Origin of the sequence: Peribacillus sp. NPDC101481, from assembly GCF_044767165.1 — a bacterium.
GTDB lineage: Bacteria > Bacillota > Bacilli > Bacillales > DSM-1321 > Peribacillus.
This window is the reverse complement of sequence record NZ_JBIWNJ010000002.1, coordinates 838,999-861,603: the sequence shown is the minus strand read 5'-3', so window position 1 is coordinate 861,603 and position 22,605 is coordinate 838,999. Positions and strand designations below refer to the sequence as shown.

Sequence of the window (22,605 nt, the reverse complement as noted above, 5' to 3'; positions counted from 1 at the left end):
TTTTGGACATTTAATGAAAAACGGACACAATATTTTTTATAAAATAAAGTGTCCGTTCATCTATAATAAAATTCCTTGTATTGAAATTGATTCATTTCCTTTATTCATTCTCCTTCAAGATCTCTGCAGCCAATCATTTACAAGGCTTTCAGTTTTAACAATTCCAAGCGGATGCGTTCAAGCCTTTGCTTGCATTGTGACCTCTTTTGGTCATTCTCTTCACCAATTGCTTCAAAAAGGGTTGCTAATTCATAGTCCATTTCCATTCTTAACACTGCAGCTCTATGTCTTTCAACTTCTTTAGCTTTTAATGCTTGGTTCATGACTTGTTTCATAATTAACATTCTCCCTTCATCAATTAACGTAATTTTCTGAATTTATATTATCATATGATTTCCTACAACAAATAGCAACTAATTTGTGCTTTAACCTATAAGTAATTTTACATCGCCAACCCAAATCGTATTTTTTAAATTTTACTTTTACTTATGCTACAATATGTGCAGATATTACGGTAGGAGAGATGAAAATGAATATAGCAAGTTTTACAGCAAGTGATTTTGATGTTTTTAAAATTGATGGATTGGAATCCCGCATGGATGCTTTAAAAGAACGGATCCAGCCCAAATTACAAGCCCTAGGAGAGCACTTTTCTCAAAAACTGTCAGTTATGACCGGCGATGAAATGTACCCTCACGTTGCAAAGCATGCTAGACGGACAGTGAATCCACCTAATGATACATGGGTTGCCTTCGCTGCCAACAGCAGAGGATATAAAATGATGCCGCATTTCCAAATCGGGTTATGGGAAACGCATATGTTCATCTGGTATGCCGTCATTTATGAAGCCCCTAATAAAACGGAAATCGGAAAGCATCTGGAGCAGCAGGCAGACCGATTGGTGAATAGCATTCCCTCCCATTATGTTTGGTCAATGGACCATACAAAACCTGATGTCATCCATCATGAAGGTCTTGGAGTAGATGATTTGAATTCAATGTTCACTCGTTTGCAAACGGTAAAGAAAGCCGAAATTCTATGCGGTATAAAAATTTCCCGTGATGACGCCATAAAGTTAAAAGATGATGATTTCATTAAAACCATTCAAGATGCGTTTGAACATCTTTTACCCTTATATAAATTAAAATAAACACATTTGATTTGTATTCGGATCCAACAAAAAACCGGTTAAGATAAAAGGAGAGCCTTAAGGCTCTCCTCAGACTGTAGGCAAACTCGATCATTATAGAGTTTGCCTACAGTTTTTTTAGGTTTTTAAAATATGACCGTTGCCTCCAGACACTCTCTTTCAGCAGCGGGCAGCCTGGGAGTCTCTCCATTCCTATTTTTGCACTACCCCTTTACTTGCTTGTATCAAGTCACTAATTTGATCTTCCTTACCTGTTTCGAAGCAATCGATGATCTTGCTGCCGACTATGACACCATCGCAGTATTGTATAGCATCACGTACATGATTTGGCGTTGATATGCCGAACCCAGCAAGAACGGGAACCGGACTTATCTCTTTTACCTTCTTTAAATAGCCTCCAAGTTCTTCCCCAAAGGCGTCACGGGCACCTGTAATCCCTTTGACTGTAACTGCGTAGATAAAACCCTCCGCCCCTGCGGTAATCTCAGTGATACGCTCTTTCGATGACGTGAGTGTCACAAGGCGGATAAGAACGATTCCTGCAGTTTTGATTGATGAAAAGATAGCTTCTTCTTCAATCGGTAAATCGGGGATGATGCACCCGGAAATCCCTGCTTGTAGACAATCATTGGTAAACTCTTTAAGTCCATATGCAAGGATTGAATTCGTATATCCCATTAAAATAATTGGGATGGTCACATCATTTTTGATTTCCATTACTTTTTTCAGGACATCTTTTAAAGTTGTTCCATTTTCCAAAGAACGGATGCCAGCTTGTTGGATAACAGGTCCATCTGCGACAGGGTCAGAGAATGGGATACCTAGTTCAACAGCAGTCGCCCCGCTGTTTTCAAGGAAAAGAAGCTGGCTCTTTAACCGTTCAAGACCTCCATCTCCTGCCATAATATATGGGATGAATGCTTTTTCCTGTTTTGTTTGACATTCTTGAAGCGCGTTTGTTAATTTATTCATGTTTACTACCTCCCATCAACGATTGGACCGTTTCAACATCCTTATCACCACGGCCGGACAGGCAAATCACCAGTCCTGTTCCTTTCTCCATTTCTTTAGCAAGCTTTAAACCGTAGGAAATCGCATGTGAACTTTCTAAAGCAGGGATGATCCCTTCCTCCCTTGAAAGCAACGTTAGAGCTTCTAAGGCTTCCGCATCGGTTACCGAAGTATATTCCACCCGATTTGTATCTTTTAAGTAACTATGTTCAGGCCCTACCCCTGGATAATCCAGCCCTGCCGAAATTGAATGCGCCTCTTGGATCTGACCGTCCTCGTTCTGCAACACATACATGAATGCCCCGTGGAGCACCCCAGGTTTCCCCTTCGTCAAACTTGAAGCATGCAATGGCGTTTCAAGTCCATGCCCTGCCGCTTCCACTCCGTATAATTTTACCGTTTCATCCTCAATGAAGGGATAAAACATTCCCATTGCATTACTTCCTCCGCCTATGCAAGCGACTACTGCATCCGGCAGGGAATGTACCGCCTCCGAATATTGACGCTTTGTTTCATTTCCTATCACGCTTTGAAAATCACGAACTATAACGGGGAATGGATGCGGTCCAAGAACCGATCCCATTATATAATGGGTGTCATCCACATGCGCCACCCAATATCGTAACGCCTCATTCACAGCATCCTTCAGTGTCCCGCTTCCTTGTGATACAGATATGACCTTGGCTCCCAAAAGCTCCATCCTGAATACATTTAATTTCTGTCTCCTGATATCTTCTTCTCCCATAAAGATGATGCATTCCAACTTCAGCAATGCACACACAGTCGCCGTTGCTACCCCATGCTGTCCTGCACCCGTTTCGGCAATCACCTTTTTCTTGCCCATTTTCTGAGTCAGCAAAGCTTGACCGATCGTATTATTTATTTTGTGGGCCCCAGTATGATTCAGGTCTTCGCGCTTCAGGTAAATATTTGCACCACCAGCCAGTCTCGTTAAGTTCTCCGCAAAATAAAGTGGTGTTTCCCGACCGATATATTGTTTCAGGTAATAGCTTAGCTGACTTTGGAATTCAGGATCATTTTTAGATTGTTCATATACTTCTTCAAGCTCCGTAATCGCCGCCATTAAAGTTTCCGGAACGAAACGGCCTCCATATGCTCCAAAATGTCCAGTTTTATCAGGCTGTGTATAAGTGTTCATCTATTCATTCCTCTTTTCCGGCTGTATATTTTGCCTCATTAATAAATGCTTTTATTTTTGCAGCATCTTTTAATCCGTTTGTTTCAACACCACTGGCTACGTCAACTGCGAACGGTGATACGGCATCAATCGCTTTTCCGACATTTTCCGGAGTCAGCCCACCCGCTAGAATCACCTTCCCCAGTGGCAGTTCCGCTTTTCGTATCATTTCCCAATCCAAAGTCAATCCCTTTCCAGATGAACTCTTAGGAAGATCAACTAATAGATAATCTGCTGGGTATTCATGAAGGTTTTCAAGGTCTTTCTCTGAATTGACGGCAAAGGCCTTGATCACCGGTAAGGGCATTCTGCGGGCGAAGCTGGCAGACTCGTTACCATGAAGCTGAATATAATCCAATCCTGCAATTTCGGCATTTTTTATCACTTCTTGTTCAGTTTGATTGGCAAACACTCCGACTTTTTTTACATGTCCAGCTAGTTTGGCTCCGAATTCTCCCACTATCTCTGGCTCAACCTTCCTGCTGCTCTCGGCAAAAATGAAACCAATGAAGTCTGCCCCTGATTCAACAGCAGTCTGAGCGGCAGCCAATGTCTTTATCCCACAGATTTTCACTAACATATTAATCTCCTTATATACTCATTTGCAGTTCAGCCATCGTGTGCGGAAGATTTGATGCAGTCATCAGCGTCTCCCCGACTAAAATCGCTTTTGCACCAGCTTCCTTCACACGCATCACGTCTTCTTTTGTCTTGATCCCACTTTCACTGATAATGATATGGCGTGTTGGATCAAGTAACTTTGCCAGTCGTTCAGTTACAGCCAAGTCCACTTTGAAAGTCTTTAAATTCCGATTATTGATTCCTATGAGCTCTGCATTCAGCTCGAGAGCCTGTTTTAGTTCGGCTTCATCATGGACTTCCGTCAATACTTCAAGCCCACTCTTTTTTGCATATTGATATAATTCATGAAGTCGTTCTTTAGAAAGTGCTGCCACAATCAATAGAATGATAGTTGCACCAGCTTGATGGGCACGATCGATTTGGATTTCATCGATGATGAAATCTTTGCACAGCCTGGGAATCCGTATGGCCTCGCTTACGTTCCTCAAATCTGCAATTGATCCTTTAAAGAAAACCTCATCCGTCAATACGGATATCGCTGCCGCTCCGCCGCTTTCATATGAAAGGGCCTGCTCGATCGGATTAACATTGATTTTAATGTCCCCTTTTGAAGGGGAAGCCCGTTTTATTTCCGCGATAACAGCCATCGATTTCGCCGTTTTCAAATGATCCACCAAAGATGGTCTGACTATGTTGACCATGACCGAATCACCTAAGCCCCTTTCTTTTAAATTTGCGACTTCCACCTTTTTCTGTTCGATGATTTTCGTTAAAATATTTTCCATTACATGACCACCTTATTTCTATTGCCATAAGCAATCAGATTTTCTAACTTTGCAAGAGCCGATCCGCTATCAAGGCTTTCCTCGGCCATGGAGATTCCTTTTTTGATCGTTGCTGCCGTTCCATGTGCGAATAATCCCAATCCAGCATTCAATAAAACGGTATCACGATAGGCCCCTTTTTCCCCCTTGAGAAGCCTGAGCATGATATCGGCATTTTGTTTGGCGTCACCGCCGCGAATGGCATCATTTCCATAAACCGGCAGATCCACTTCTTCAGGATGCAGCGTAAATGGGATAATATCCCCCTGCTCCAATAGCACGAGTGAATTTTCACCCTGCAGGCTCGCTTCATCCATGAATCCGGCACCATTTATCACTACCGCGCGTTTCCTGCCTAATTTATGCAGGACTTCCGCAAAAAGCTCGAGCATATCGCGTCGATTGATTCCCATTAATTGCGTATCGAGTTGGACTGGATTCGTTAAAGGTCCGATGAGATTAAATATCGTCGGGATTTTCAGTTCTTTTCTCACTTTCATTATCCGTGCAATATTAGGGTGGACCGATGGGGCAAATAAGAATGCGATCCCATTTACCTCCAACAGTTCTTTTAACATGTCTGGCTCCAAGTACAAATTAACACCTAGCTCTTCCAATACATCCGCACTGCCCGTTTTGCTTGAAATGCTACGGTTCCCATGTTTTGCAACCTTGACACCGGCACCTGCCAGCACGAAGGCCGATGCTGTACTTATATTGAAGCTTTGTGATCCATCTCCTCCCGTTCCGCAATTATCCATTACATTAAGGGAGCTTGTTTGTACACTTCTTGCTTCTTTTCTCATGACCCTGACAAGGCTGGCTATTTCACCTGCCGTTTCCCCTTTGGATTTTAGGGCAATGATGAATGCTGCCATTTCGCTTTCGGTGATATCTTTAGAAAATAACGATTGGGCTGCTCTGCTCATCTCTTCTTCCGTCAATGTTTGACGCTCTGCTAACTTCGCTAAATATTCCTTCACCGCTAACTCCCCCAGTCGTTTTTTGTTTTATAAAATGGATTGTTGCTTCTCTGATTGAAAGGTTCCGGCAATCTCATAAAATTGATGTAATAATTCCTTGCCGATTTTCGTCCCTATAGATTCAGGGTGGAACTGTAAACCGTAGAGCGGGAATTCCTGATGTTTCAGGGCCATGATTTCCCCATCATCCAGTGCTACTGCCGTCACAGTCAGTTCGTCTGGTAAACTCGCCCTTTCAACAACAAGGGAATGGTAACGCATTACCGGGAATTGTAAGTCCTGTTTAGCAAATACACCTGTTCCATCATGTTCGATTACCGATGTTTTCCCATGCATGATTTGTTTCGCTCCAACCACATTCGCACCAAAAACTGCACCAATGGCCTGATGCCCCAGACAAATGCCTAAAAGCGGAACCTTCTCATAGAAATTGCGGATGATCTCCATACTGATACCAGCATCTTCCGGCCTGCCGGGTCCCGGGGAAATGACGATTGCCATTGGATTCAGTTCCTCAATTTCCGCAAGGGTGATTTCGTCATTCCTTTTCACTACGATTTCTTTTTCCACTTCCCCTAAATATTGATAAAGGTTGTAAGTGAACGAGTCATAATTATCAATTAATAAAATCATTTAGTGTGAACCTCCATTAAAGCGCGTGCTTTATTTTGTGTTTCTTCATATTCCGTTTTGGGATCTGAATCATATACAATTCCAGCCCCTGCCTGTACATAGGCCTTGCCATCTTTAATGATCATCGTCCGAATGGCTAAAGCCATATCAAGATCCCCTCCAAAACCTATGTAGCCTATCGAGCCCGAATACATCCCCCGTTTACAATTTTCAAGTTCATTGATCAGCTCCATTGCCCTGATTTTAGGAGCACCTGAAACTGTTCCGGCAGGGAGGCAGACCGTAAGGGCATCTAAACTCGTGTACCCTTCCCTAAGCTTTCCGCTAACCTTAGAAGCAATATGCATGACGTGCTGATATCTTTGAATTTCCATTTCCTCAGTAAGGTGGATTGAACCGATTTCGCAAACCCTGCCAAGATCATTTCTACCTAAATCAACAAGCATCTTATGCTCGGCAAGTTCCTTTTCATCCATCAGCAGGCTTTTTTCGAAGCCCTTATCTTCTTCATCCGTTTTCCCTCTCGGCCGTGTGCCGGCGATGGGATTAACATGAACCATTCCTGATGAAACACTGATTAAACTTTCTGGAGACGACCCAATGATTGTATAATCGCCAAATTCTATATAAAACATATACGGAGACGGGTTGGCTAATCGCAAACGTCGGTAAGCATCGAAGGGCTCCCCATCGAAGTCCGCTTTAAACCTTTGTGATAAAACGACTTGGAACACTTCACCAGCTACAATCGCCGCTTTGACTTCAAGGACCATTTTCTCGAATTCATCCTGACTGAAATTCGAATCGAATTCCAAATATTCCGACGATATTTCCTTTGACGACTTGCTTGCCTGATTGATTTTTCCCTTCATCTCCAATAAACTTTTTTCACTATCTTCTTCCGCAGTCAATAGATGGATTTTCTGCAGAACATGATCGAATATATACAATTCTTTATAAAAAAGAAAATGAGCATCAGGCATTTGCAGAGAATCAGGAGGTACCGGACCTATATTTTCATATAGACGAATGATATCATAGCCCATATATCCGATTGCGCCGCCGTTAAAAGGAGGAAGATTTATGGGAGCCTCTCCTATTTCGACTAATAATTCGTTTTTTAGAAACTCGATGATATTGATGTTCTTTACGATTTGGTCACCTGTTTCGGTGTCTTTCACATATACTTGGTCAGCAAGTGATGTCACCTCCAAGTACGGTTTTGAACCTAGATAAGAGTAGCGGCCGTTGTCATGATGCGAATTTGAACTTTCCAATAAAAACTTCTGGTCACCATCCAATTTCTGAAATATGGCAATGGGTGTGTGGATATCCCCTTCAATTGTGTCCATTTTAAAACGGAGTATTTTTTTTTCATCCAAATTATTCATCTCAATTCCCTCCCGATTCTTATACGTTTTTTGTAAACCTCCGAAGGGAAAACCCTTTTGGCCAAGTGCCGGAGTTTTCAGTTCCTCTGGATATTTTTTGATGCTTCTCTAAAAGGTATATATATTGAAATTCCAATAAAAAAATCCCCCGCAAACACAAATATGTGTCTGCAGAGGACGGTATACCGCGGTGCCACCTCAAGTTGGAAAAATGCATCATTTTTCCCTCTCAAGCAAGAATGAAAAATTCTTGCGATTACCCTTTAACGGTGGCAGCCGAGTTTCCCTACTTATTTCAAGAAACCACTCATAAGTCCATTCATCTTCTTATATCGTACCGGTTTCCACCTTTTCCGGCTCTCTGTGACGCATCTAAAAAGATTACTACTCTCATTCATAGATTTAATTATCATTTCCAAAAAAACGCAAAAAGGGCCCTCATCCAAAGGACGAGGAACCCGTGGTACCACCTTAATTAGCTAAATTAGCTCACTTTACGGCATTAACATGCCTATCTCCATTAACGATGAGATAATCGCCAAAGCCTACTCCGTTCATCCGTTTCGGTTTGGGGCTCGGAAGTCCATTCGCTTAAATTCGTTCACCAGTTTTCAGCAACCACTGGCTCTCTGCAGAACATCATTAAGGTACTCTTCTTCGTCACTGCCTTTATCATTTTCTTGTTTATTATGTTAAAACAATCTTTTCAGTAAGTCAATGGAGTTTTCTAAAAATTATATTTTTAATTTTTCATTTTTATCCATTCTCCGTCATCGATTCCTTTTGCCTTCTTTATAACAAGATAGGCTGAATAGGTGCTGACTGACTCGAACTCATCCGTATACTTTTTTTCATCCGCCTTACCGGGGACTATTTCCTTGAACCTGCGGTAAGCCTTCATGAATTCTTCCTTTTGTATTTTATTTTCATAAGCCTTTTCTACCGCTTCAAAGAATTTAATCACATCTACGATTTCGTCGGTAGACCAATCAAGATCCATTGGATATTGATAATCCATACCCTAAACACGCTCCTTCTGGATAGTTTTTCATGTTGTCCGGCAGACCATTAATATCAGTCTGCCCATTTTGAACGAATTGCTTCCGCCTGGTCGATAATCCGACTGAATAGTTCAGCAGTCGATGGTACATCATGTATCAGCCCCATTACTTGTCCAGCCCAGGCAAAGCCTTCAGCCTCAATACCGTCATGGATATAACGCTGGTTCGCTTTTCCACTTATGTAATCCTTCAATTGTTCATATCCGCCGTTTTCTTTTTCTATATCAAGGATCTTATCGGTCCAGCTGTTAGCAATTACCCTTGCTGGTGCACCAATGGACCGCTTGATGATAACGGTATCATTTTCCGTGCCGGAAACCAAGGCATTTTTATATAATTCATGTGCATGAACACATTCCTTGACTGCTATGAATCTTGTCCCCATCTCGATTCCTTCTGCACCAAGTGCCATTGCTGCCATCAAACCTCGTCCATCTCCAAAACCACCCGAGGCGATGACTGGAATTTTAACGGAGTCCACAACTTGAGGAATTAACACAGAAGTTCCAATATCATCACGACCTAAATGTCCTCCTCCCTCCTGACCAACCACCATCACTGCATCTGCCCCAAGCTGTTCAGCCTTCATTGCCTGCCTTCTTGCAGCAACAAGCACGAGTTTTTTAACCTGGGTGCCATTGACGTAATCAAGAAATGGGCCAGGATTGCCGCCGGTTACGGAAACAGCTGCTATATCCTCTTTCAAGGCTGCTTCCAGCATGTGTTCATAAGGCCTTCCATGCTGACCGATTGCAAAGTTCACACCAAATGGTTTATCCGTCAATGATTTCGTTTTTCTAATTTCATCTACCAATTGCTCCGGGTTGTCCAAGGACATGGCCGTTACCTGCCCTAGCCCCCCTGCATTCGATACTGCCGCAGCCAGGTCTGCATATGCCAAATGAGCCAATCCCCCTTGTACGATTGGGTATTGAATGCCTAATAAATCGGTCACACGCGTTTTCCACTTCAAACTCCTCATCTCCCTTTTCATTCTGGTCGTTTTTTTATTTAGCTGAATGATCATTAGCTTCATTATGGCAAATATTGTTTACCCGTTCAATTTTTAAACTCACACATACAAATTAATAAAAGAAGAATTCTTGAGTAAATCCAGTAAATACTAGGAAAATGGACATTTATAAACTGCAGATAATTTTATTGAGCCCTTAACAACAAAGTCATATATAAATTGATTAAGTCAGGACATTAAAGTCACTCTAGGCATTTATTATAAGACGTGCTATAATTCATATGTTTTATGTCTATCCACAAGCCTACAAACCATTTAAATGGAATCGGAGAAACATACGATCGTTAATAGAAAGGGAGTATATGCTCCCAAATATTTCGTACCTATTTTATTGAAAAGGGGCCACAAAGAATTGTCACAGAATGAAACACCCTTATACACTGCCTTATTGCAGCATGCAAAAAGAAATCCCGTTCAATTTCATATTCCAGGTCATAAAAAAGGAAAAGGAATGGACGCTGATTTCCGTAATTTCATTGGAGAAAATGCATTGTCCATAGATTTAATCAATATCGCTCCACTCGATGATCTCCATCAGCCAAAAGGGATCATTAAACAAGCTCAGGATCTTGCCGCTGAAGCTTTTGGGGCAGATCACACCTTCTTTTCCGTTCAAGGAACAAGTGGAGCAATCATGACGATGGTCATGACAGTATGCGGACCTGGGGACAAAATCATCGTTCCAAGGAATGTACATAAATCCGTAATGTCTGCCATTGTATTTTCTGGGGCCGTTCCCATTTTCATCACTCCTGAAATAGACAAAGATTTGGGCATATCACACGGTATCACCGTCGAGGCCGTTGAAAAAACTTTAAGCGAACATAGCGATGCAAAAGGATTGCTTGTCATCAACCCCACTTATTTCGGCATTTCGGCTGATTTGCAGAAAATAGTGGAAGTGGCTCATTCCCACCAAATCCCAGTACTCGTAGATGAAGCGCATGGTGTCCATATTCACTTCCACGAAGACTTGCCGATGTCAGCCATGCAAGCTGGAGCAGATATGGCTGCAACCAGTGTTCATAAACTGGGAGGTTCACTGACGGGAAGTTCCATATTAAATGTTAAGACTGGATTGGTTTCCGCGAATCGTGTTCAAGCCATATTGAGCATGCTCACAACCACCTCAACCTCCTATATCCTTCTGGCTTCACTGGATACGGCTAGAAGACAACTTGCGACGGTAGGAAGGAAAATGGTCGATGAAGCGATCAATCTCGCAGGGTATATCCGTGAGGCCGTTAATGAGATTCCTTATCTATACTGTGTTGGCAGCGAAATTCTTGAGAGTAAGGCAGCATATAGTTATGATCCGACTAAATTGATCATATCCATTAAGGAATTGAATATCACCGGATACGACGTTGAGAAATGGCTTCGTGAAAAGCATAATATCGAAGTGGAACTTTCTGACTTGTACAATATCCTTTGCCTGATAACACCTGGAGACTCAAAAACAGAAGCGGATCTGCTGATCGCTGCACTTAGAGACTTATCGGATGAGTTTAAGGAAATGGCTGCTGAACATGAAAAAATTGAAGTCCTGCTTCCTGATACACCACCACTGGCTTTATCACCCAGGGAGGCATTTTATGCAGAAACCGAAGTGGTGCCCATTGAGGAATCGGTCGGCAAAATCAGCGCTGAATTCATCATGGTTTACCCGCCTGGAATCCCGATCTTCATTCCAGGTGAATTGATTACTGAAGATAATATCAATTACATCCGGAAAAACATCGAGGCCGGCCTTCCTGTTCAAGGCCCAGAAGACCCAGAAATAAAATATTTACGCATTATTAAGAATTGATCGATTCCATCAAACCAGGGCAGAGTACTGCTCTGGTTTTTTTGAACCTTTTATTATTAAGCACTGGCTTCTATAAAAAGGGTGCTCCAGGTTACAATCCTGAAACACCCTTAAATTCTATTAATCTTGAAAACCTTTTTTCGATTTATTTTTCAGAGGCAGCTGTATCACAGCTTTGGCAGTTGTGATTATGTGTATATAGTACACTTACTTTTTCATCTTCAAAATGTTCAATCGTGCTATTGCAAGTTTGACATACGATAGTTCCCATTTTTACAACCCCTTCCCCTATATTGTATGCATCAATGACGTAATGTAACCGCTTTACATGAATTATAATATAACACATTTATTATTTCAAGCTAAAAAGTATAACATATATACTTTTTCCCATTTAATGAAACCTCATGTTGGATTAAATCGATTTCAATCGTTCGTTAGACATATTCTTTTTATTAATACACGAGATTTTTTTATAAACGAAGGGCCCCCTGTAGCTGCTTTTACATATTTCATCACACGCCTTGCTTCAGCATAGCAAGGTGAAAAAGGAATTTCGCCTTTTCATTTACATATAGATAAGTATATAATACATCCATAAAATGTTAATATATTCTTACATTCTATCTATTTAAGGGGGATCCACATGACTGAAAATGCCTATATCAAACTTGTTCCTGAGTCCGCGAAAGGGACTGTAACCATCGAAGACGTGAAAGAATTACTGAACTATTATCGAATGATCACAGCGAAAACCGGAAAGCAGTTGGATTGGGACTACGATAAGAAGGCATTTCCTTATGAAATGAAAGAACCGGAAAGAATGAAAGATAAGGCAATATACCTCCAATCCAAAGAAGATCGATATCACATGATATTGATAGGCGTCGACCAAGAGGTCGTTAAGGATGAAGATGGATCTGAGCGGATTCAATCCTATATCCAATTCACCCTCCCTGAAACAGCCACTTTCGGTGATAAGGGAAAAGCAAATGAATTGTGCAAGTTCCTTGCAAAGAAATTACGGGCACAGCTTCACCTCTTCAATAAACGGGTGATGTATTATTATCCAAGGAAATAAAAAAAACCTGCAGATGCCGAAATTGGCTCATGCAGGCGTTTCAATTAATTTTGGATCAAGGATCTCATAACCTTTCTTTTGAAAACCTTTCACGATATCCTCTATCGCTTCACTCGTCCAGTTCCGGTCATGCATCAGTAAGTTCGTGCCATTTCCTAAATAAGGGCTGTTCAACATGATTTCCGTTAAAGCTTTTTTATCCTGATACTCTTTTTCCCAGTCATATCCGTATGTCCAGTTCATGACCAACATTTTTTCTTTCTCAGCGACTTTTTTTGAATGCTCGGTATTCGATCCAAATGGCGCCCTGAAGTACTTAGGGCGTACCCCTGTAATGCCCTCAACCAAATTGTTCAATTTTATGATTTCCCGCTCCTGTTCCTTTTCGGTCAACTCTTTTAAATTCACATGGGAATAAGTATGATTGCCGATAGAAAAACCCATTTCATGAATTTCTTTTAACATCGCTTTATTTTTATCATTTTCAAGAAAGTGACCGTTCACGAAAAATATTGCAGGTACTTTAAGTCGCTTCAGGGTTTGGGCGATTGCCAGGGAATATTTATCAGGTGCATCATCAAATGTTAACAACACAACTTTCGGATTTGGATCCCCAATGGGTTTAAATGACCAATTCTCTTTATCCACCCGATATTTTGCCTTTACATTCCTTTCGCCAATTGTTTTTGACGTTTCTTTTTTCAAATCTTTCTCTTGATGGCTTTCATCTTGGATCGTTGTTGCCGTTTCAACACTTTTTTGATTCTCATTTTCAGTTTGACCGGAACTCGGATCATTACAAGCCATCAACAAAAATGATACAAATGTAAATATTGCTACTACTTTGTTAATCATGACTCCTCCGTGGTTGCTTGTGTCATTGCGGCTTACTTAAAAATTCAATAAACGGGTACCAGCGTTTCTAAAAGGATTTGTAAAATCCCGTAACATAATAGACTTATCACGGTAACAAGCATGGTTCGTCTATTGGATTTTAAAATCATCTTTCCAATATAGATGGCTAAATAGGAAAAGACCAGAAACATGAATACTTTAAAAACGAATCGATCGTTAACAGACAGCCATTCAACTAATGTATACCCGCTCCAAACGATTAGTTGAAAGAGGATTACCAGATAGTTTTTCAAGTGATCCACCTCATTTTAATATGAATATATCAGCCATGATCTTTTTATTGGCAAAAAATATTCGTATAGCAAATCGCTCATCTTATTTTTTATCCTCTATTAACTTTTTCAAACCCTTTCAAGGAAAAAAGTAAGAAGTCCTTTTTATAGCTTATGCCCTTTTTGTCCTTTTCATTTAACAAGTGTGAAGAAAATCATGAATGGCCAGTAAACCTTCATTTTTGTATATCAAATCAATACAAAAAAAAGCGTACTGCATTAGCAGTACGCTTTTATAAAGCAATTATTTAATGATGTGAATAGGAGTTCCAAGGGCAACTTCAGCAGCTTCCATTGTGATTTCCCCTAAAGTTGGATGTGCATGGATTGTCATTGCAATATCTTCGGCAGTCATTCCTGCTTCGATAGCCAAACCAAGTTCTGCAATCATATCAGAAGCGTTTGGTCCTGCAATTTGTGCTCCAATAACCAATCCGTCTTCTTTGCGAGTGATAAGCTTCACAAATCCGTCCGTATTATTTAAGGAAAGAGCACGTCCATTTGCAGCGAATGGGAATTTGGAAGCAAGCGCTTCGATTCCAGCTTCCTTCGCTTCTTTTTCATTGTAACCGACAGAAGCAAGTTCCGGTTCAGAGAATACAACAGCCGGAATAGCAAGATAGTCGATTTCAGATGAATGTCCTGCAATGGCTTCAGCTGCAATTTTACCTTCATAAGAAGCTTTATGAGCCAACTGAGGTCCAGAAACGATATCACCGATTGCGTAAATGTTTTTCACGCTTGTACGGCATTGTTTATCCGTTTCGATCAAACCGCGGTCAGTCATTTTGATTCCGACTTGTTCCAGGCCGATTTCTGCAGTATTTGGACGACGTCCAACTGTTACTAAAACGTAATCGGCTTCAACTTTTTTCTCTTCGCCTTTTACTTCATAAGTAACTGTTACGCCTGTTTCAGTTTCTTCCACGCCTTTAGCATTAGCTTTAGTTACAATTTCAGCACCTTTGTTTTTAAGGTTACGCTTAACAAGTGCTGCCATTTGTTTTTCAAAACCTGCAGAAAGGATTTCTTCCGTACCTTCAAGGATGGTCACTTTAGTGCCAAAGCTAGCGAATGCTCCGCCTAGCTCAGTTCCAATGTAACCTCCGCCGATTACAACGATCGAACTTGGAACTTCTTCCAAAGCAAGAGCGCCAGTTGAATTAAGTACACGTTTCGTATATTTAAATGACGGAATCTCGATTGGCGATGAACCAGTGGCGATGATTGCGTTTTTAAATGTATATGTTTGGGCTGAGTCTTCATTCATAACACGGATGCTGTTTTCATCAACGAAATAAGCTTCGCCAGTTACAACATCAACATTATTACCTTTTAACAGGCTGCTTACACCGCCTGTTAATTTTTTTACAACAGAACCTTTCCAAGCTTGTACTTTAGAAAAATCAACAGTAACCTTTTCTGCAAAGATACCCATATCTTCTGAATGCTGAGCTTCATGGAAACGGTGTCCAGCCGAAATCAAAGCTTTCGATGGGATACAGCCTACATTCAAACAAACTCCGCCGATTGTTCCTTTTTCAACGACCGTTACTTTCTGTCCAAGCTGCGCTGCGCGAATTGCGGCAACATATCCCCCTGGGCCTGAACCGATTACTAAAGTATCTGTTTCGATTGGAAAATCTCCTACTACCATTGTTTACGCCTCCATTAACAATAATTCTGGGTCGTTCAATAACTTTTTGATATGATTCAATGCATGTTGAGCTGTTGCTCCATCAATCATGCGGTGATCAAAGCTCAGTGATAATGCCAGAACTGGAGCGGCGATAATTTCCCCGTCGCGTACAATTGCTTTTTCGGCAATGCGTCCAATCCCTAGAATGGCAACTTCTGGATGATTGATTACAGGTGTGAACCATTGACCGCCTGCGGAACCGATATTCGTAATGGAGCAAGAAGCACCTTTCATTTCGTTAGGAGCCAATTTGCCGTCACGGGCTTTTGTCGCTAATTCGTTAATTTCTTGTGAAATAGCAAAAGTTGATTTACGATCTGCATCTTTTACAACTGGAACGAGCAGTCCTTTATCTGTGTCTGCCGCAATTCCGATATTGTAATAGTGTTTATGGATAATCTCACTAGCTTCATCATCAAATGATGTGTTAAGCATAGGGAATTCACGTAATGCACTTGTTAACGCTTTAACAACATAAGGTAGGAATGTAAGCTTGATTCCTTTTTCTGCAGCAATTTCCTTGAATTTCTTACGGTGAGCAACCAATAGCGTCACATCGACTTCATCCATTAATGTTACATGCGGAGCTGTCTGCTTGGATTTAACCATTGCTTTTGCGATCGCTTTTCTCATACCGCTCATTTTCTCGCGAGTTTCAGGATATTGCCCTTCTGGAATTGAAACTTTTTGTTTTTCGGTTGTTTCCGTATCATTTTGTTGTGAAGCTTCACTTTGAGCTGCTGGTTGCTGTGGAGCTGTTTTGCCGTTTTTGAAAGCATCTATGTCTTCTTTCATGATGCGGCCGTTATCCCCAGAACCAGAGATCTCGCGAATGTTTACCCCTTGTTCGCGTGCATATTTCCTGACAGAAGGCATGGCGATAATACGTCGTGAAGGATCTGCCTCAACCTGTGGTTGTGCTCCTGCGCCCGTTACTCCGCTATTTTCTTGAACCGGAGCAGCCTCTTTCTTGACTTCCTGTCCAGCTTCAGCAGTTGCTTGCACCTGGGCCTCCGTATTCTTCTCGCCTTCTGCCTTCGCTTCTTCTCCATGATCCCCTTTAAACTGAAGATTTTCATAACCTGGAGCATCGAATGTTACAAGTACATCGCCAACAACGGCAACCGTTCCTTCTTGTACAAGGATTTCTTCAACGGTACCTTCCACCGGTGATGGGATTTCAACGACGGCCTTATCGTTTTGAACCTCGCAAAGCACGTCATCCTCTTGAATCTTATCTCCTGGTTTTACAAACCATTTCACTATTTCACCTTCGTGTATACCTTCTCCGATATCAGGGAGTCTAAATTGGAATGCCACTGAGTTCAACCTCCTATATTAAATCATACTTAGTGCTTTGAATAAAGTCCTTTATCTTGCATTACCGTTAATGCAAAACTACTTTCCCAAGCAGGACATTCATTCCATTACTTAAGATTGTTAAAACTTCAAGACTTTAGTCGCCGTTTCAATAATGTCTTTATAATTAGGGAGCCATACTGTTTCAGCTTGTGAAAACGGGAATACCGTATCAGCTGCCGCCACTCGCAGTACTGGAGCATCCAAGCTCAAAATGGCACGTTCGTTAATTTCCGCTACAACATTCGCTGCTATACCAGCTTGCTTTTGTGCTTCTTGAACAACGATAGCGCGTCCTGTTTTTTCTACAGAAGCAATGATTGTATCGATATCCAATGGAGATACAGTACGTAAGTCGACCACTTCGACGGAATGACCATCCTTAGCCAATTCCTCAGCTGCCTTGATGGATTCCTGCACCATCGCACCATACGTAATAATGGATAAATCCGTTCCTTCTCTTTTCACATCCGCTTTTCCTAATGGAATTGTATATTCTTCTTCAGGAACTTCCTGACGGAAAGAGCGGTACAATTTCATGTGCTCAAGGAAAATGACAGGGTCATTATCACGAATCGCAGAAATCAATAAGCCTTTTGCATCGTAAGGAGTGGAAGGGATAACTACTTTTAACCCTGGTTGCTGAGCCATTAAACCTTCTAAGCTATCAGCATGCATTTCCGGTGTATGCACTCCTCCTCCAAAAGGTGAGCGAATTGTAACAGGTGCACTGTAACGTCCGCCTGAACGGTAGCGCATACGAGCAAGCTGACCGCTTACGGAATCCATTACTTCATATACAAATCCGAAGAATTGAATTTCAGGAACAGGACGGAAACCTTGTAAAGAAAGACCGACCGCTAATCCACCGATTCCAGATTCAGCAAGAGGTGTATCGAATACACGATCTTCACCGAATTCTTTTTGAAGATTTTCCGTTGCACGGAAAACCCCTCCATTAAGACCAACATCTTCCCCAAAAACGAGTACATTCTCGTCATTTTTAAGTTCTGTACGTAATGCTTCTGTAATTGCTTGAATCATCGTCAATTGAGCCATGGCTTACTTCGACTCCTTCTCTTTATAAATTTCATATTGTTCTTTTAAGTTATAAGGCATTTCTTCATACATGATTTCAATTAGGTCTGTAACCTTTTGTTTAGGTTCTGCATCAGCCAATTTGATTGCTTCTTTAATATCGTCTTTTGCTTTTTCTATCGTTTCGTTTTCTAATTCTTCATTCCAAAGCTTTTTGTTTTCCAAGAACTTGCGGAAACGAACCAATGGATCTTTCAGTTCCCACTCGTTATCCATTTCGGAAGTACGGTAACGTGTCGGGTCATCCCCAGCCATCGTATGCGGACCATAACGGTAAGTTAATGTTTCAATCAATGTAGGGCCTTCACCATTGATTGCACGTTCACGTGCTTCTTTAACGGCTGTATAAACGGCCAACGCATCCATACCATCAACCTGGATTCCAGGAATACCTGCAGCCACACCCTTTTGAGCCAATGTTTTAGCTGCTGATTGCAAATCAACCGGTGTCGAGATTGCGAAACGGTTATTTTGCACGATGAAGATAGCTGGCGCTTTAAATGCACCTGCAAAGTTAATTCCCTCATAGAAGTCACCTTGTGAGGTTCCACCGTCACCCGTATATGTAACGGCAACAGCTTTTTTCCCGCGTTTCTTCAACCCAAGAGCCACTCCGGCAGCTTGGATATATTGAGCGCCGATAATGATTTGAGGGGAAATGACATTGACGTCTTCAGGAATTTGATTTCCTTTAAAGTGTCCCCGGGAGAATAAGAATGCTTGCCAAAGCGGCAGACCATGCCAAACGATTTGCGGAACATCACGGTAACCAGGCAGAATGAAATCTTCTTTTTCCAAAGCATACTGGGAAGCGATTTGAGAAGCTTCTTGACCGGCAGTCGGTGCATAGAAACCTAATCTGCCTTGGCGGTTCAGTGATATGGAACGTTGATCCAAGATACGTGTATAAACCATACGACGCATTAATTCTTGCAATTGTTCATCACTTAATTCAGGCATAGCCGCTTCATTAACGACTTCTCCCTCTTCATTTAAAATTTGAAAAGTTTCAAATTGTTCTTCTACTTTTTTAAGCTGATCTTGAACATTAATTTTAGCTTGCTTAGTTTTTTGAGCCATTTGGCACCTCATCCTTTCATTAAAAAGGTTTGCTATTATTATTCTATAAAGCAAAAAAAGTTTGCTTTTTAGTTTCTTCCACAATGCATTCTTTTATTTTCCCCTTAAGACCAATCCCTCAAACGTGGATATGCTTAATATGTCTCAATCTTATTCTGTACCATAAAAAAAATCAAGGAAAATGATACAAGAATTTTTATAGATTAAGTTTACAAGATGAATTAACATCAAGTCAATCACTTGGAGTTCCTTATAATTTTGATTTAATACAATTTCCAGCACTCACACTTCTTCTCTGTATTAGTTTTCACTTTACAACTGTACTATTAAAATTCACGTCTTTATCGATTTAAGGTTGGCGAAGGATAACATTTCAATTCCCCCGCATATCCCATCGATTCCAAAACCGCTTTAACTAAAGGCATTTGAGGCATCGGAATAATATTCCAAAAAAATATTCAAACGCTTTCATATAACGCTGCTGTTAGATTTTTAAATATCGATTTTTTTTAGTACAGGTATAAAAGCTCACATCAATCCGGTTACACAAAAAAAGATCATTCTAGAAATTTTCAGTCCATAATCGGAGTGGATGGAATAAAAAATGGGCTGTGATTGAGGATCACAGCCCATCATTATTTATATTATTTTGTTGAATCAGCCATTTCTATGCCGGAACTATCATAAAAACTTTCTTTTTTTTGATTTGATTTTTCCGTTAATGTATTAAATTCCTCATTCGCTTTCAAAACTTTTGTATAAGAAGTATTGATTTTCTCGATTTGCACTTGTAATTCATCCATTTTCAAATCCTCTTTTTTAAACAGTTCATATAATTCACGATCATAAGCCAGACTTTGTTGATAGGCATCATATAAATCATCGTAGGTGCTATAGCGCTCACTCATGACCTTTTTCATTTCAGTCGCTTCTTTTTTTATCTTTTCATCATCTATTTTCCCGATTTGTTCGTCAATCTGATTGAATTGTTCTTTTGAGGATTGCATACTGCTTTGTTCTTTTTCAATTATTTCTTCCCTTTGGTCGATATTCTTGGTTGCTTCATCTGATAGCTCGACGATCTGTTCATAATCATCCAATCCAAGTTTAATGATTTTCTCATATTTTTCTTTTTCTTTTTTCTCCAAATCATTAAGAGGCTCTTGATTCTCGGTGAAATCACTTTCCTTTTCTGCAGTTTTCTCAAGGATTTTGTGGATTCTTTCTTCCGGCGAACCATTGAAACAACCAGTCAAGACCACTAAAGCAAGAAGTAAAATAACATATGGGCCAAAACGATTCAAAATAGACAGCTCCTTCTGATAATTCTTCGAAGATTCATATTTCCCTAAATTCCCTTATAAGCCGCTGACACTTGTTACAATAATATTCCGAACAGGTTTTTTTCATTACTGGGCGCTAGCCTACACCCTTTAAACCATACTGCATAGGCTGTAGGGACCGTTTCAAATCAGAGTGGTCAGCATTTTAATAATACAAAAACGGAGGTATGAAATTATGTATGGAGGTTCCAACCAGGAATGTTGTTATCCGGTTTCCGTTGCACCCAGCTATGGTTATGGTGATGGTGGAGGCTGCGGCTTTGGAAGCGGCTTCGCCATAATCATTGTCCTGTTCATTCTGCTAATCATTGTCGGCGCGTGTTTATGCTAAGCAGGTAATTACTATTACCTTTACCCGAAAATGTTAACTATTTACCCTGATTCACAAAAAATGATTTATTTTTTTAAATAGACCTCAACAGGCAATAAAATAATGGTTGGAATAGGAATTAATCGATTTGATTCCATTCCTTCCATTTTTCTTTAATTAGGCCATCCATTAACTTTCAGCATTTTTTTTGTTAAAATAACCCTATACATATTATTAGAATTTTTATGGGGTGAGAGATTATGCTAACCATGGATGATTTTGTTAATGAAGACGACCCAATCTTAAGGCAAGTAGCGGTAGAGGTTCCGCTTCCGGCATCATTTGAAGATAAACAACTTTTAGCCAGCCTGATGGAATATGTCCAAAACAGCCAGAAGCCCGATATTGCTGCTATATATGGGTTAAGGGCAGGAATTGGCCTGGCTGCACCTCAAGTGAATGTTTCAAAAAGGATGATTGCAGTACATTTGAAAGAAAAAGATGATCAACTGTATAGCTATGCACTTTTCAACCCTAAACTCATTAGCCATTCAGTGGAAAAAGCATACTTGACATCCGGAGAAGGCTGCCTTTCCGTAAATCGTCCCGTTTCTGGCTACGTGCCACGTTATGCTCGAATAACGGTTGTGGGTACGGACCTGGAAGGAAAATCGGTTCAACTCCGCCTGAAAGGCATCGCAGCAATTTGTTTTCAACATGAAATCGACCACCTTAATGGAATCATGTTCTATGATCATATCAACCCGGAAGACCCTTATGCCATTCCGGAAAATTCCATTGCGGTGGAAAGGTAACGTAATAAGCAAAACCCCCGCCTGTTGGTGGACGGGGGTTTTGTTTTTTTATATCAATTCAAGCTCCTTCAAACCAAAAAGTATGCCATCATCATCGACATCCTTCGTTACAAAGTCGGCCTCTTGCTTCACAAGTTGACCGGCATTCCCCATTGCCACGCCATATCCCGCTACTTTTAACATCTCTATATCATTTAAGCCATCTCCAAAAGCGTAAACATCCTCCAGAGCAAACCCGACTTTTTCCATTAATATTTTAATGCCTTCAGCTTTCGAACCCCCGAATGGAAGTACATCCGTCGAATACTCATGCCATCTAATGAAGTGAAAGTCATCATAATTCCCAACAAAGTTCCCTTCTTCATCTTCCGAGCAGAATAATAACGCTTGGTATATATCATGGTCCTCATAAAAATCTGCCACATGTTCAGGATGGGGAAACTTCAGGCTGCTTAATGCCTCTTCAATTCGGCTATGATGAGGAACACTCGATTTCATTGTCTCCTCATTCATGAAAACGATCGGGATTTCATTTTTTTCAGCATGTTCGTGGAGCCGTTTTATTTCAGGTATGCTCAAAGGGTTTTTATAAACGACTTTCCCTTCAAAAACAACATATTGTCCATTGAAACTTACGAATGTATCGATGCCAAGCTCTTCCCTTAAGGACTCGAACATGAAGGGAGCCCTTCCTGTGGCAATCGCTACAAAAACCCCGCTATCCTGCAGTTGCTTTATGGCTTTTTTTGTTGAAGCAGGTAACTTTTTTTCATGATCAAGCAATGTTCCGTCAATATCAAAGAATACGATTTTCACTAACGATTCACTTCCAATTCATTCATTTTTTCCTTTTTTAATATGTACCCATTTAATAATTGTCATCAAGATAAGTCAAGTAACTCTACCGTATCCAACTCAAAGTTACGTTTTTTATTCAGGAATGGGCATATACTATTC

The 22,605-nt window shown here is 40.8% G+C and carries 24 protein-coding genes and 2 other annotated features; of the genes, 5 read left to right on the top strand and 19 right to left on the bottom strand.

Annotated elements, in window-relative coordinates; all coding sequences use genetic code 11:
• Positions 1-137: 137 nt before the first annotated feature.
• A complete protein-coding gene (locus tag ACIROD_RS14195; protein WP_034314018.1) occupies positions 138-335 on the bottom strand; it encodes a hypothetical protein in 198 nt (65 codons plus the stop codon).
• A 194-nt stretch (positions 336-529) separates the two neighbouring features.
• Between ACIROD_RS14195 and ACIROD_RS14190 the strand changes: the two genes are divergently transcribed.
• The gene (locus ACIROD_RS14190; protein ID WP_402941690.1) at positions 530-1,150 is read left to right on the top strand and encodes a YktB family protein; all 621 of its coding nucleotides are present in this window, start codon (positions 530-532) and stop codon (positions 1,148-1,150) included.
• A gap of 192 nt (positions 1,151-1,342) precedes the next feature.
• On the opposite strand, the gene trpA is transcribed toward ACIROD_RS14190, so the two are convergent.
• From trpA to ACIROD_RS14145, 9 genes are all read right to left on the bottom strand, one after another.
• Complete coding sequence (gene trpA / locus ACIROD_RS14185; protein WP_230177581.1) at positions 1,343-2,122, bottom strand: tryptophan synthase subunit alpha; 780 nt, start codon at positions 2,120-2,122, stop codon at positions 1,343-1,345.
• Positions 2,115-3,320 carry a tryptophan synthase subunit beta gene (trpB, locus tag ACIROD_RS14180; RefSeq protein ID WP_402941687.1) on the bottom strand — a complete coding sequence of 402 codons (1,206 nt, stop codon included), beginning with the start codon at positions 3,318-3,320 and terminating at the stop codon, positions 2,115-2,117. Before trpB ends, trpA begins: the two co-directional genes overlap by 8 nt.
• A 4-nt stretch (positions 3,321-3,324) precedes the next feature.
• Positions 3,325-3,939, bottom strand: a complete 615-nt coding sequence (locus ACIROD_RS14175) for a phosphoribosylanthranilate isomerase (protein WP_202190636.1) — start codon at positions 3,937-3,939, stop codon at positions 3,325-3,327.
• Positions 3,940-3,949: 10 nt separating this feature from the next.
• The gene (gene trpC, locus ACIROD_RS14170) at positions 3,950-4,726 is read right to left on the bottom strand and encodes an indole-3-glycerol phosphate synthase TrpC (protein WP_202190635.1); all 777 of its coding nucleotides are present in this window, start codon (positions 4,724-4,726) and stop codon (positions 3,950-3,952) included.
• Positions 4,726-5,748, bottom strand: coding sequence for an anthranilate phosphoribosyltransferase (trpD, locus tag ACIROD_RS14165; protein WP_402941684.1), 1,023 nt, complete (start codon positions 5,746-5,748; stop codon positions 4,726-4,728). The genes trpC and trpD overlap by 1 nt, the downstream gene beginning before the upstream one ends.
• 27 nt (positions 5,749-5,775) lie before the next feature.
• Positions 5,776-6,381, bottom strand: coding sequence for an anthranilate synthase component II (locus ACIROD_RS14160; RefSeq protein ID WP_230177587.1), 606 nt, complete (start codon positions 6,379-6,381; stop codon positions 5,776-5,778).
• Entirely contained in the window at positions 6,378-7,772 is a 1,395-nt protein-coding gene (gene trpE, locus ACIROD_RS14155) for an anthranilate synthase component I (RefSeq protein ID WP_402941682.1), read from the bottom strand. The genes ACIROD_RS14160 and trpE overlap by 4 nt, the downstream gene beginning before the upstream one ends.
• Positions 7,773-7,942: 170 nt before the next feature.
• Positions 7,943-8,179: a binding site (T-box leader), on the bottom strand.
• Between the two features lie 35 nt (positions 8,180-8,214).
• Positions 8,215-8,445: a binding site (T-box leader), on the bottom strand.
• Positions 8,446-8,514: 69 nt separating this feature from the next.
• A complete protein-coding gene (locus tag ACIROD_RS14150; protein ID WP_063596342.1) occupies positions 8,515-8,790 on the bottom strand; it encodes a UPF0223 family protein in 276 nt (91 codons plus the stop codon).
• Positions 8,791-8,846: 56 nt separating this feature from the next.
• Entirely contained in the window at positions 8,847-9,806 is a 960-nt protein-coding gene (locus ACIROD_RS14145) for an NAD(P)H-dependent flavin oxidoreductase (protein WP_101224540.1), read from the bottom strand.
• A 412-nt stretch (positions 9,807-10,218) separates the two neighbouring features.
• Between ACIROD_RS14145 and ACIROD_RS14140 the strand changes: the two genes are divergently transcribed.
• The gene (locus ACIROD_RS14140; RefSeq protein WP_101224539.1) at positions 10,219-11,676 is read left to right on the top strand and encodes an aminotransferase class I/II-fold pyridoxal phosphate-dependent enzyme; all 1,458 of its coding nucleotides are present in this window, start codon (positions 10,219-10,221) and stop codon (positions 11,674-11,676) included.
• Positions 11,677-11,821: 145 nt separating this feature from the next.
• On the opposite strand, the gene ACIROD_RS14135 is transcribed toward ACIROD_RS14140, so the two are convergent.
• A complete protein-coding gene (locus ACIROD_RS14135; RefSeq protein ID WP_072272684.1) occupies positions 11,822-11,947 on the bottom strand; it encodes a GapA-binding peptide SR1P in 126 nt (41 codons plus the stop codon).
• Between the two features lie 375 nt (positions 11,948-12,322).
• On the opposite strand from ACIROD_RS14135, the gene ACIROD_RS14130 reads away from it, so the two are divergent.
• The gene (locus tag ACIROD_RS14130; protein WP_230177589.1) at positions 12,323-12,757 is read left to right on the top strand and encodes a DUF1885 family protein; all 435 of its coding nucleotides are present in this window, start codon (positions 12,323-12,325) and stop codon (positions 12,755-12,757) included.
• 27 nt (positions 12,758-12,784) lie between these two features.
• Here ACIROD_RS14130 and ACIROD_RS14125 read toward each other — a convergent pair whose 3' ends face one another.
• The 7 genes from ACIROD_RS14125 to ACIROD_RS14095 all read right to left on the bottom strand — a co-directional run bounded on the left by ACIROD_RS14125 (position 12,785) and on the right by ACIROD_RS14095 (position 20,484).
• Positions 12,785-13,612, bottom strand: a complete 828-nt coding sequence (locus ACIROD_RS14125; RefSeq protein WP_402941679.1) for a polysaccharide deacetylase family protein — start codon at positions 13,610-13,612, stop codon at positions 12,785-12,787.
• Positions 13,613-13,656: 44 nt separating this feature from the next.
• Positions 13,657-13,914, bottom strand: coding sequence for a hypothetical protein (locus tag ACIROD_RS14120; RefSeq protein WP_306804763.1), 258 nt, complete (start codon positions 13,912-13,914; stop codon positions 13,657-13,659).
• A gap of 274 nt (positions 13,915-14,188) precedes the next feature.
• Positions 14,189-15,601 (bottom strand): dihydrolipoyl dehydrogenase, encoded by a 1,413-nt coding sequence (lpdA, locus tag ACIROD_RS14115; RefSeq protein WP_101224536.1) that lies wholly within the window; start codon positions 15,599-15,601, stop codon positions 14,189-14,191.
• A gap of 3 nt (positions 15,602-15,604) precedes the next feature.
• Positions 15,605-16,963 (bottom strand): dihydrolipoamide acetyltransferase family protein, encoded by a 1,359-nt coding sequence (locus ACIROD_RS14110; RefSeq protein ID WP_101224535.1) that lies wholly within the window; start codon positions 16,961-16,963, stop codon positions 15,605-15,607.
• 120 nt (positions 16,964-17,083) lie between these two features.
• Entirely contained in the window at positions 17,084-18,061 is a 978-nt protein-coding gene (locus ACIROD_RS14105) for an alpha-ketoacid dehydrogenase subunit beta (RefSeq protein ID WP_034314063.1), read from the bottom strand.
• A 3-nt stretch (positions 18,062-18,064) separates the two neighbouring features.
• Positions 18,065-19,180 (bottom strand): pyruvate dehydrogenase (acetyl-transferring) E1 component subunit alpha, encoded by a 1,116-nt coding sequence (pdhA, locus tag ACIROD_RS14100; RefSeq protein WP_402941676.1) that lies wholly within the window; start codon positions 19,178-19,180, stop codon positions 18,065-18,067.
• Positions 19,181-19,824: 644 nt separating this feature from the next.
• Positions 19,825-20,484 (bottom strand): YkyA family protein, encoded by a 660-nt coding sequence (locus tag ACIROD_RS14095; protein ID WP_402941674.1) that lies wholly within the window; start codon positions 20,482-20,484, stop codon positions 19,825-19,827.
• A 214-nt stretch (positions 20,485-20,698) separates the two neighbouring features.
• On the opposite strand from ACIROD_RS14095, the gene ACIROD_RS14090 reads away from it, so the two are divergent.
• On the top strand, positions 20,699-20,854 hold the full coding sequence (locus ACIROD_RS14090; RefSeq protein ID WP_063231991.1) for a YjcZ family sporulation protein: 156 nt from the start codon (positions 20,699-20,701) through the stop codon (positions 20,852-20,854).
• Positions 20,855-21,093: 239 nt separating this feature from the next.
• Positions 21,094-21,648 carry a peptide deformylase gene (gene def, locus ACIROD_RS14085; protein WP_101224532.1) on the top strand — a complete coding sequence of 185 codons (555 nt, stop codon included), beginning with the start codon at positions 21,094-21,096 and terminating at the stop codon, positions 21,646-21,648.
• A 48-nt stretch (positions 21,649-21,696) separates the two neighbouring features.
• Here def and ACIROD_RS14080 read toward each other — a convergent pair whose 3' ends face one another.
• Positions 21,697-22,464, bottom strand: a complete 768-nt coding sequence (locus ACIROD_RS14080; protein WP_232782991.1) for a Cof-type HAD-IIB family hydrolase — start codon at positions 22,462-22,464, stop codon at positions 21,697-21,699.
• Positions 22,465-22,605 lie beyond the last annotated feature (141 nt).

Excerpts from the sequence above, each read along its gene's own strand:
- ACIROD_RS14195 (WP_034314018.1), bottom strand. The coding sequence starts at position 335 with ATGAAACAAGTCATGAACCAAGCATTAAAAGCTAAAGAAGTTGAAAGA.
- ACIROD_RS14190 (WP_402941690.1), top strand. The coding sequence starts at position 530 with ATGAATATAGCAAGTTTTACAGCAAGTGATTTTGATGTTTTTAAAATT.
- trpA (WP_230177581.1), bottom strand. The coding sequence starts at position 2,122 with ATGAATAAATTAACAAACGCGCTTCAAGAATGTCAAACAAAACAGGAA.
- trpB (WP_402941687.1), bottom strand. The coding sequence starts at position 3,320 with ATGAACACTTATACACAGCCTGATAAAACTGGACATTTTGGAGCATAT.
- ACIROD_RS14175 (WP_202190636.1), bottom strand. The coding sequence starts at position 3,939 with ATGTTAGTGAAAATCTGTGGGATAAAGACATTGGCTGCCGCTCAGACT.
- trpC (WP_202190635.1), bottom strand. The coding sequence starts at position 4,726 with ATGGAAAATATTTTAACGAAAATCATCGAACAGAAAAAGGTGGAAGTC.
- ACIROD_RS14160 (WP_230177587.1), bottom strand. The coding sequence starts at position 6,381 with ATGATTTTATTAATTGATAATTATGACTCGTTCACTTACAACCTTTAT.
- trpE (WP_402941682.1), bottom strand. The coding sequence starts at position 7,772 with ATGAATAATTTGGATGAAAAAAAAATACTCCGTTTTAAAATGGACACA.
- ACIROD_RS14150 (WP_063596342.1), bottom strand. The coding sequence starts at position 8,790 with ATGGATTATCAATATCCAATGGATCTTGATTGGTCTACCGACGAAATC.
- ACIROD_RS14135 (WP_072272684.1), bottom strand. The coding sequence starts at position 11,947 with ATGGGAACTATCGTATGTCAAACTTGCAATAGCACGATTGAACATTTT.
- ACIROD_RS14130 (WP_230177589.1), top strand. The coding sequence starts at position 12,323 with ATGACTGAAAATGCCTATATCAAACTTGTTCCTGAGTCCGCGAAAGGG.
- ACIROD_RS14125 (WP_402941679.1), bottom strand. The coding sequence starts at position 13,612 with ATGATTAACAAAGTAGTAGCAATATTTACATTTGTATCATTTTTGTTG.
- lpdA (WP_101224536.1), bottom strand. The coding sequence starts at position 15,601 with ATGGTAGTAGGAGATTTTCCAATCGAAACAGATACTTTAGTAATCGGT.
- ACIROD_RS14105 (WP_034314063.1), bottom strand. The coding sequence starts at position 18,061 with ATGGCTCAATTGACGATGATTCAAGCAATTACAGAAGCATTACGTACA.
- pdhA (WP_402941676.1), bottom strand. The coding sequence starts at position 19,180 with ATGGCTCAAAAAACTAAGCAAGCTAAAATTAATGTTCAAGATCAGCTT.
- ACIROD_RS14090 (WP_063231991.1), top strand. The coding sequence starts at position 20,699 with ATGTATGGAGGTTCCAACCAGGAATGTTGTTATCCGGTTTCCGTTGCA.
- def (WP_101224532.1), top strand. The coding sequence starts at position 21,094 with ATGCTAACCATGGATGATTTTGTTAATGAAGACGACCCAATCTTAAGG.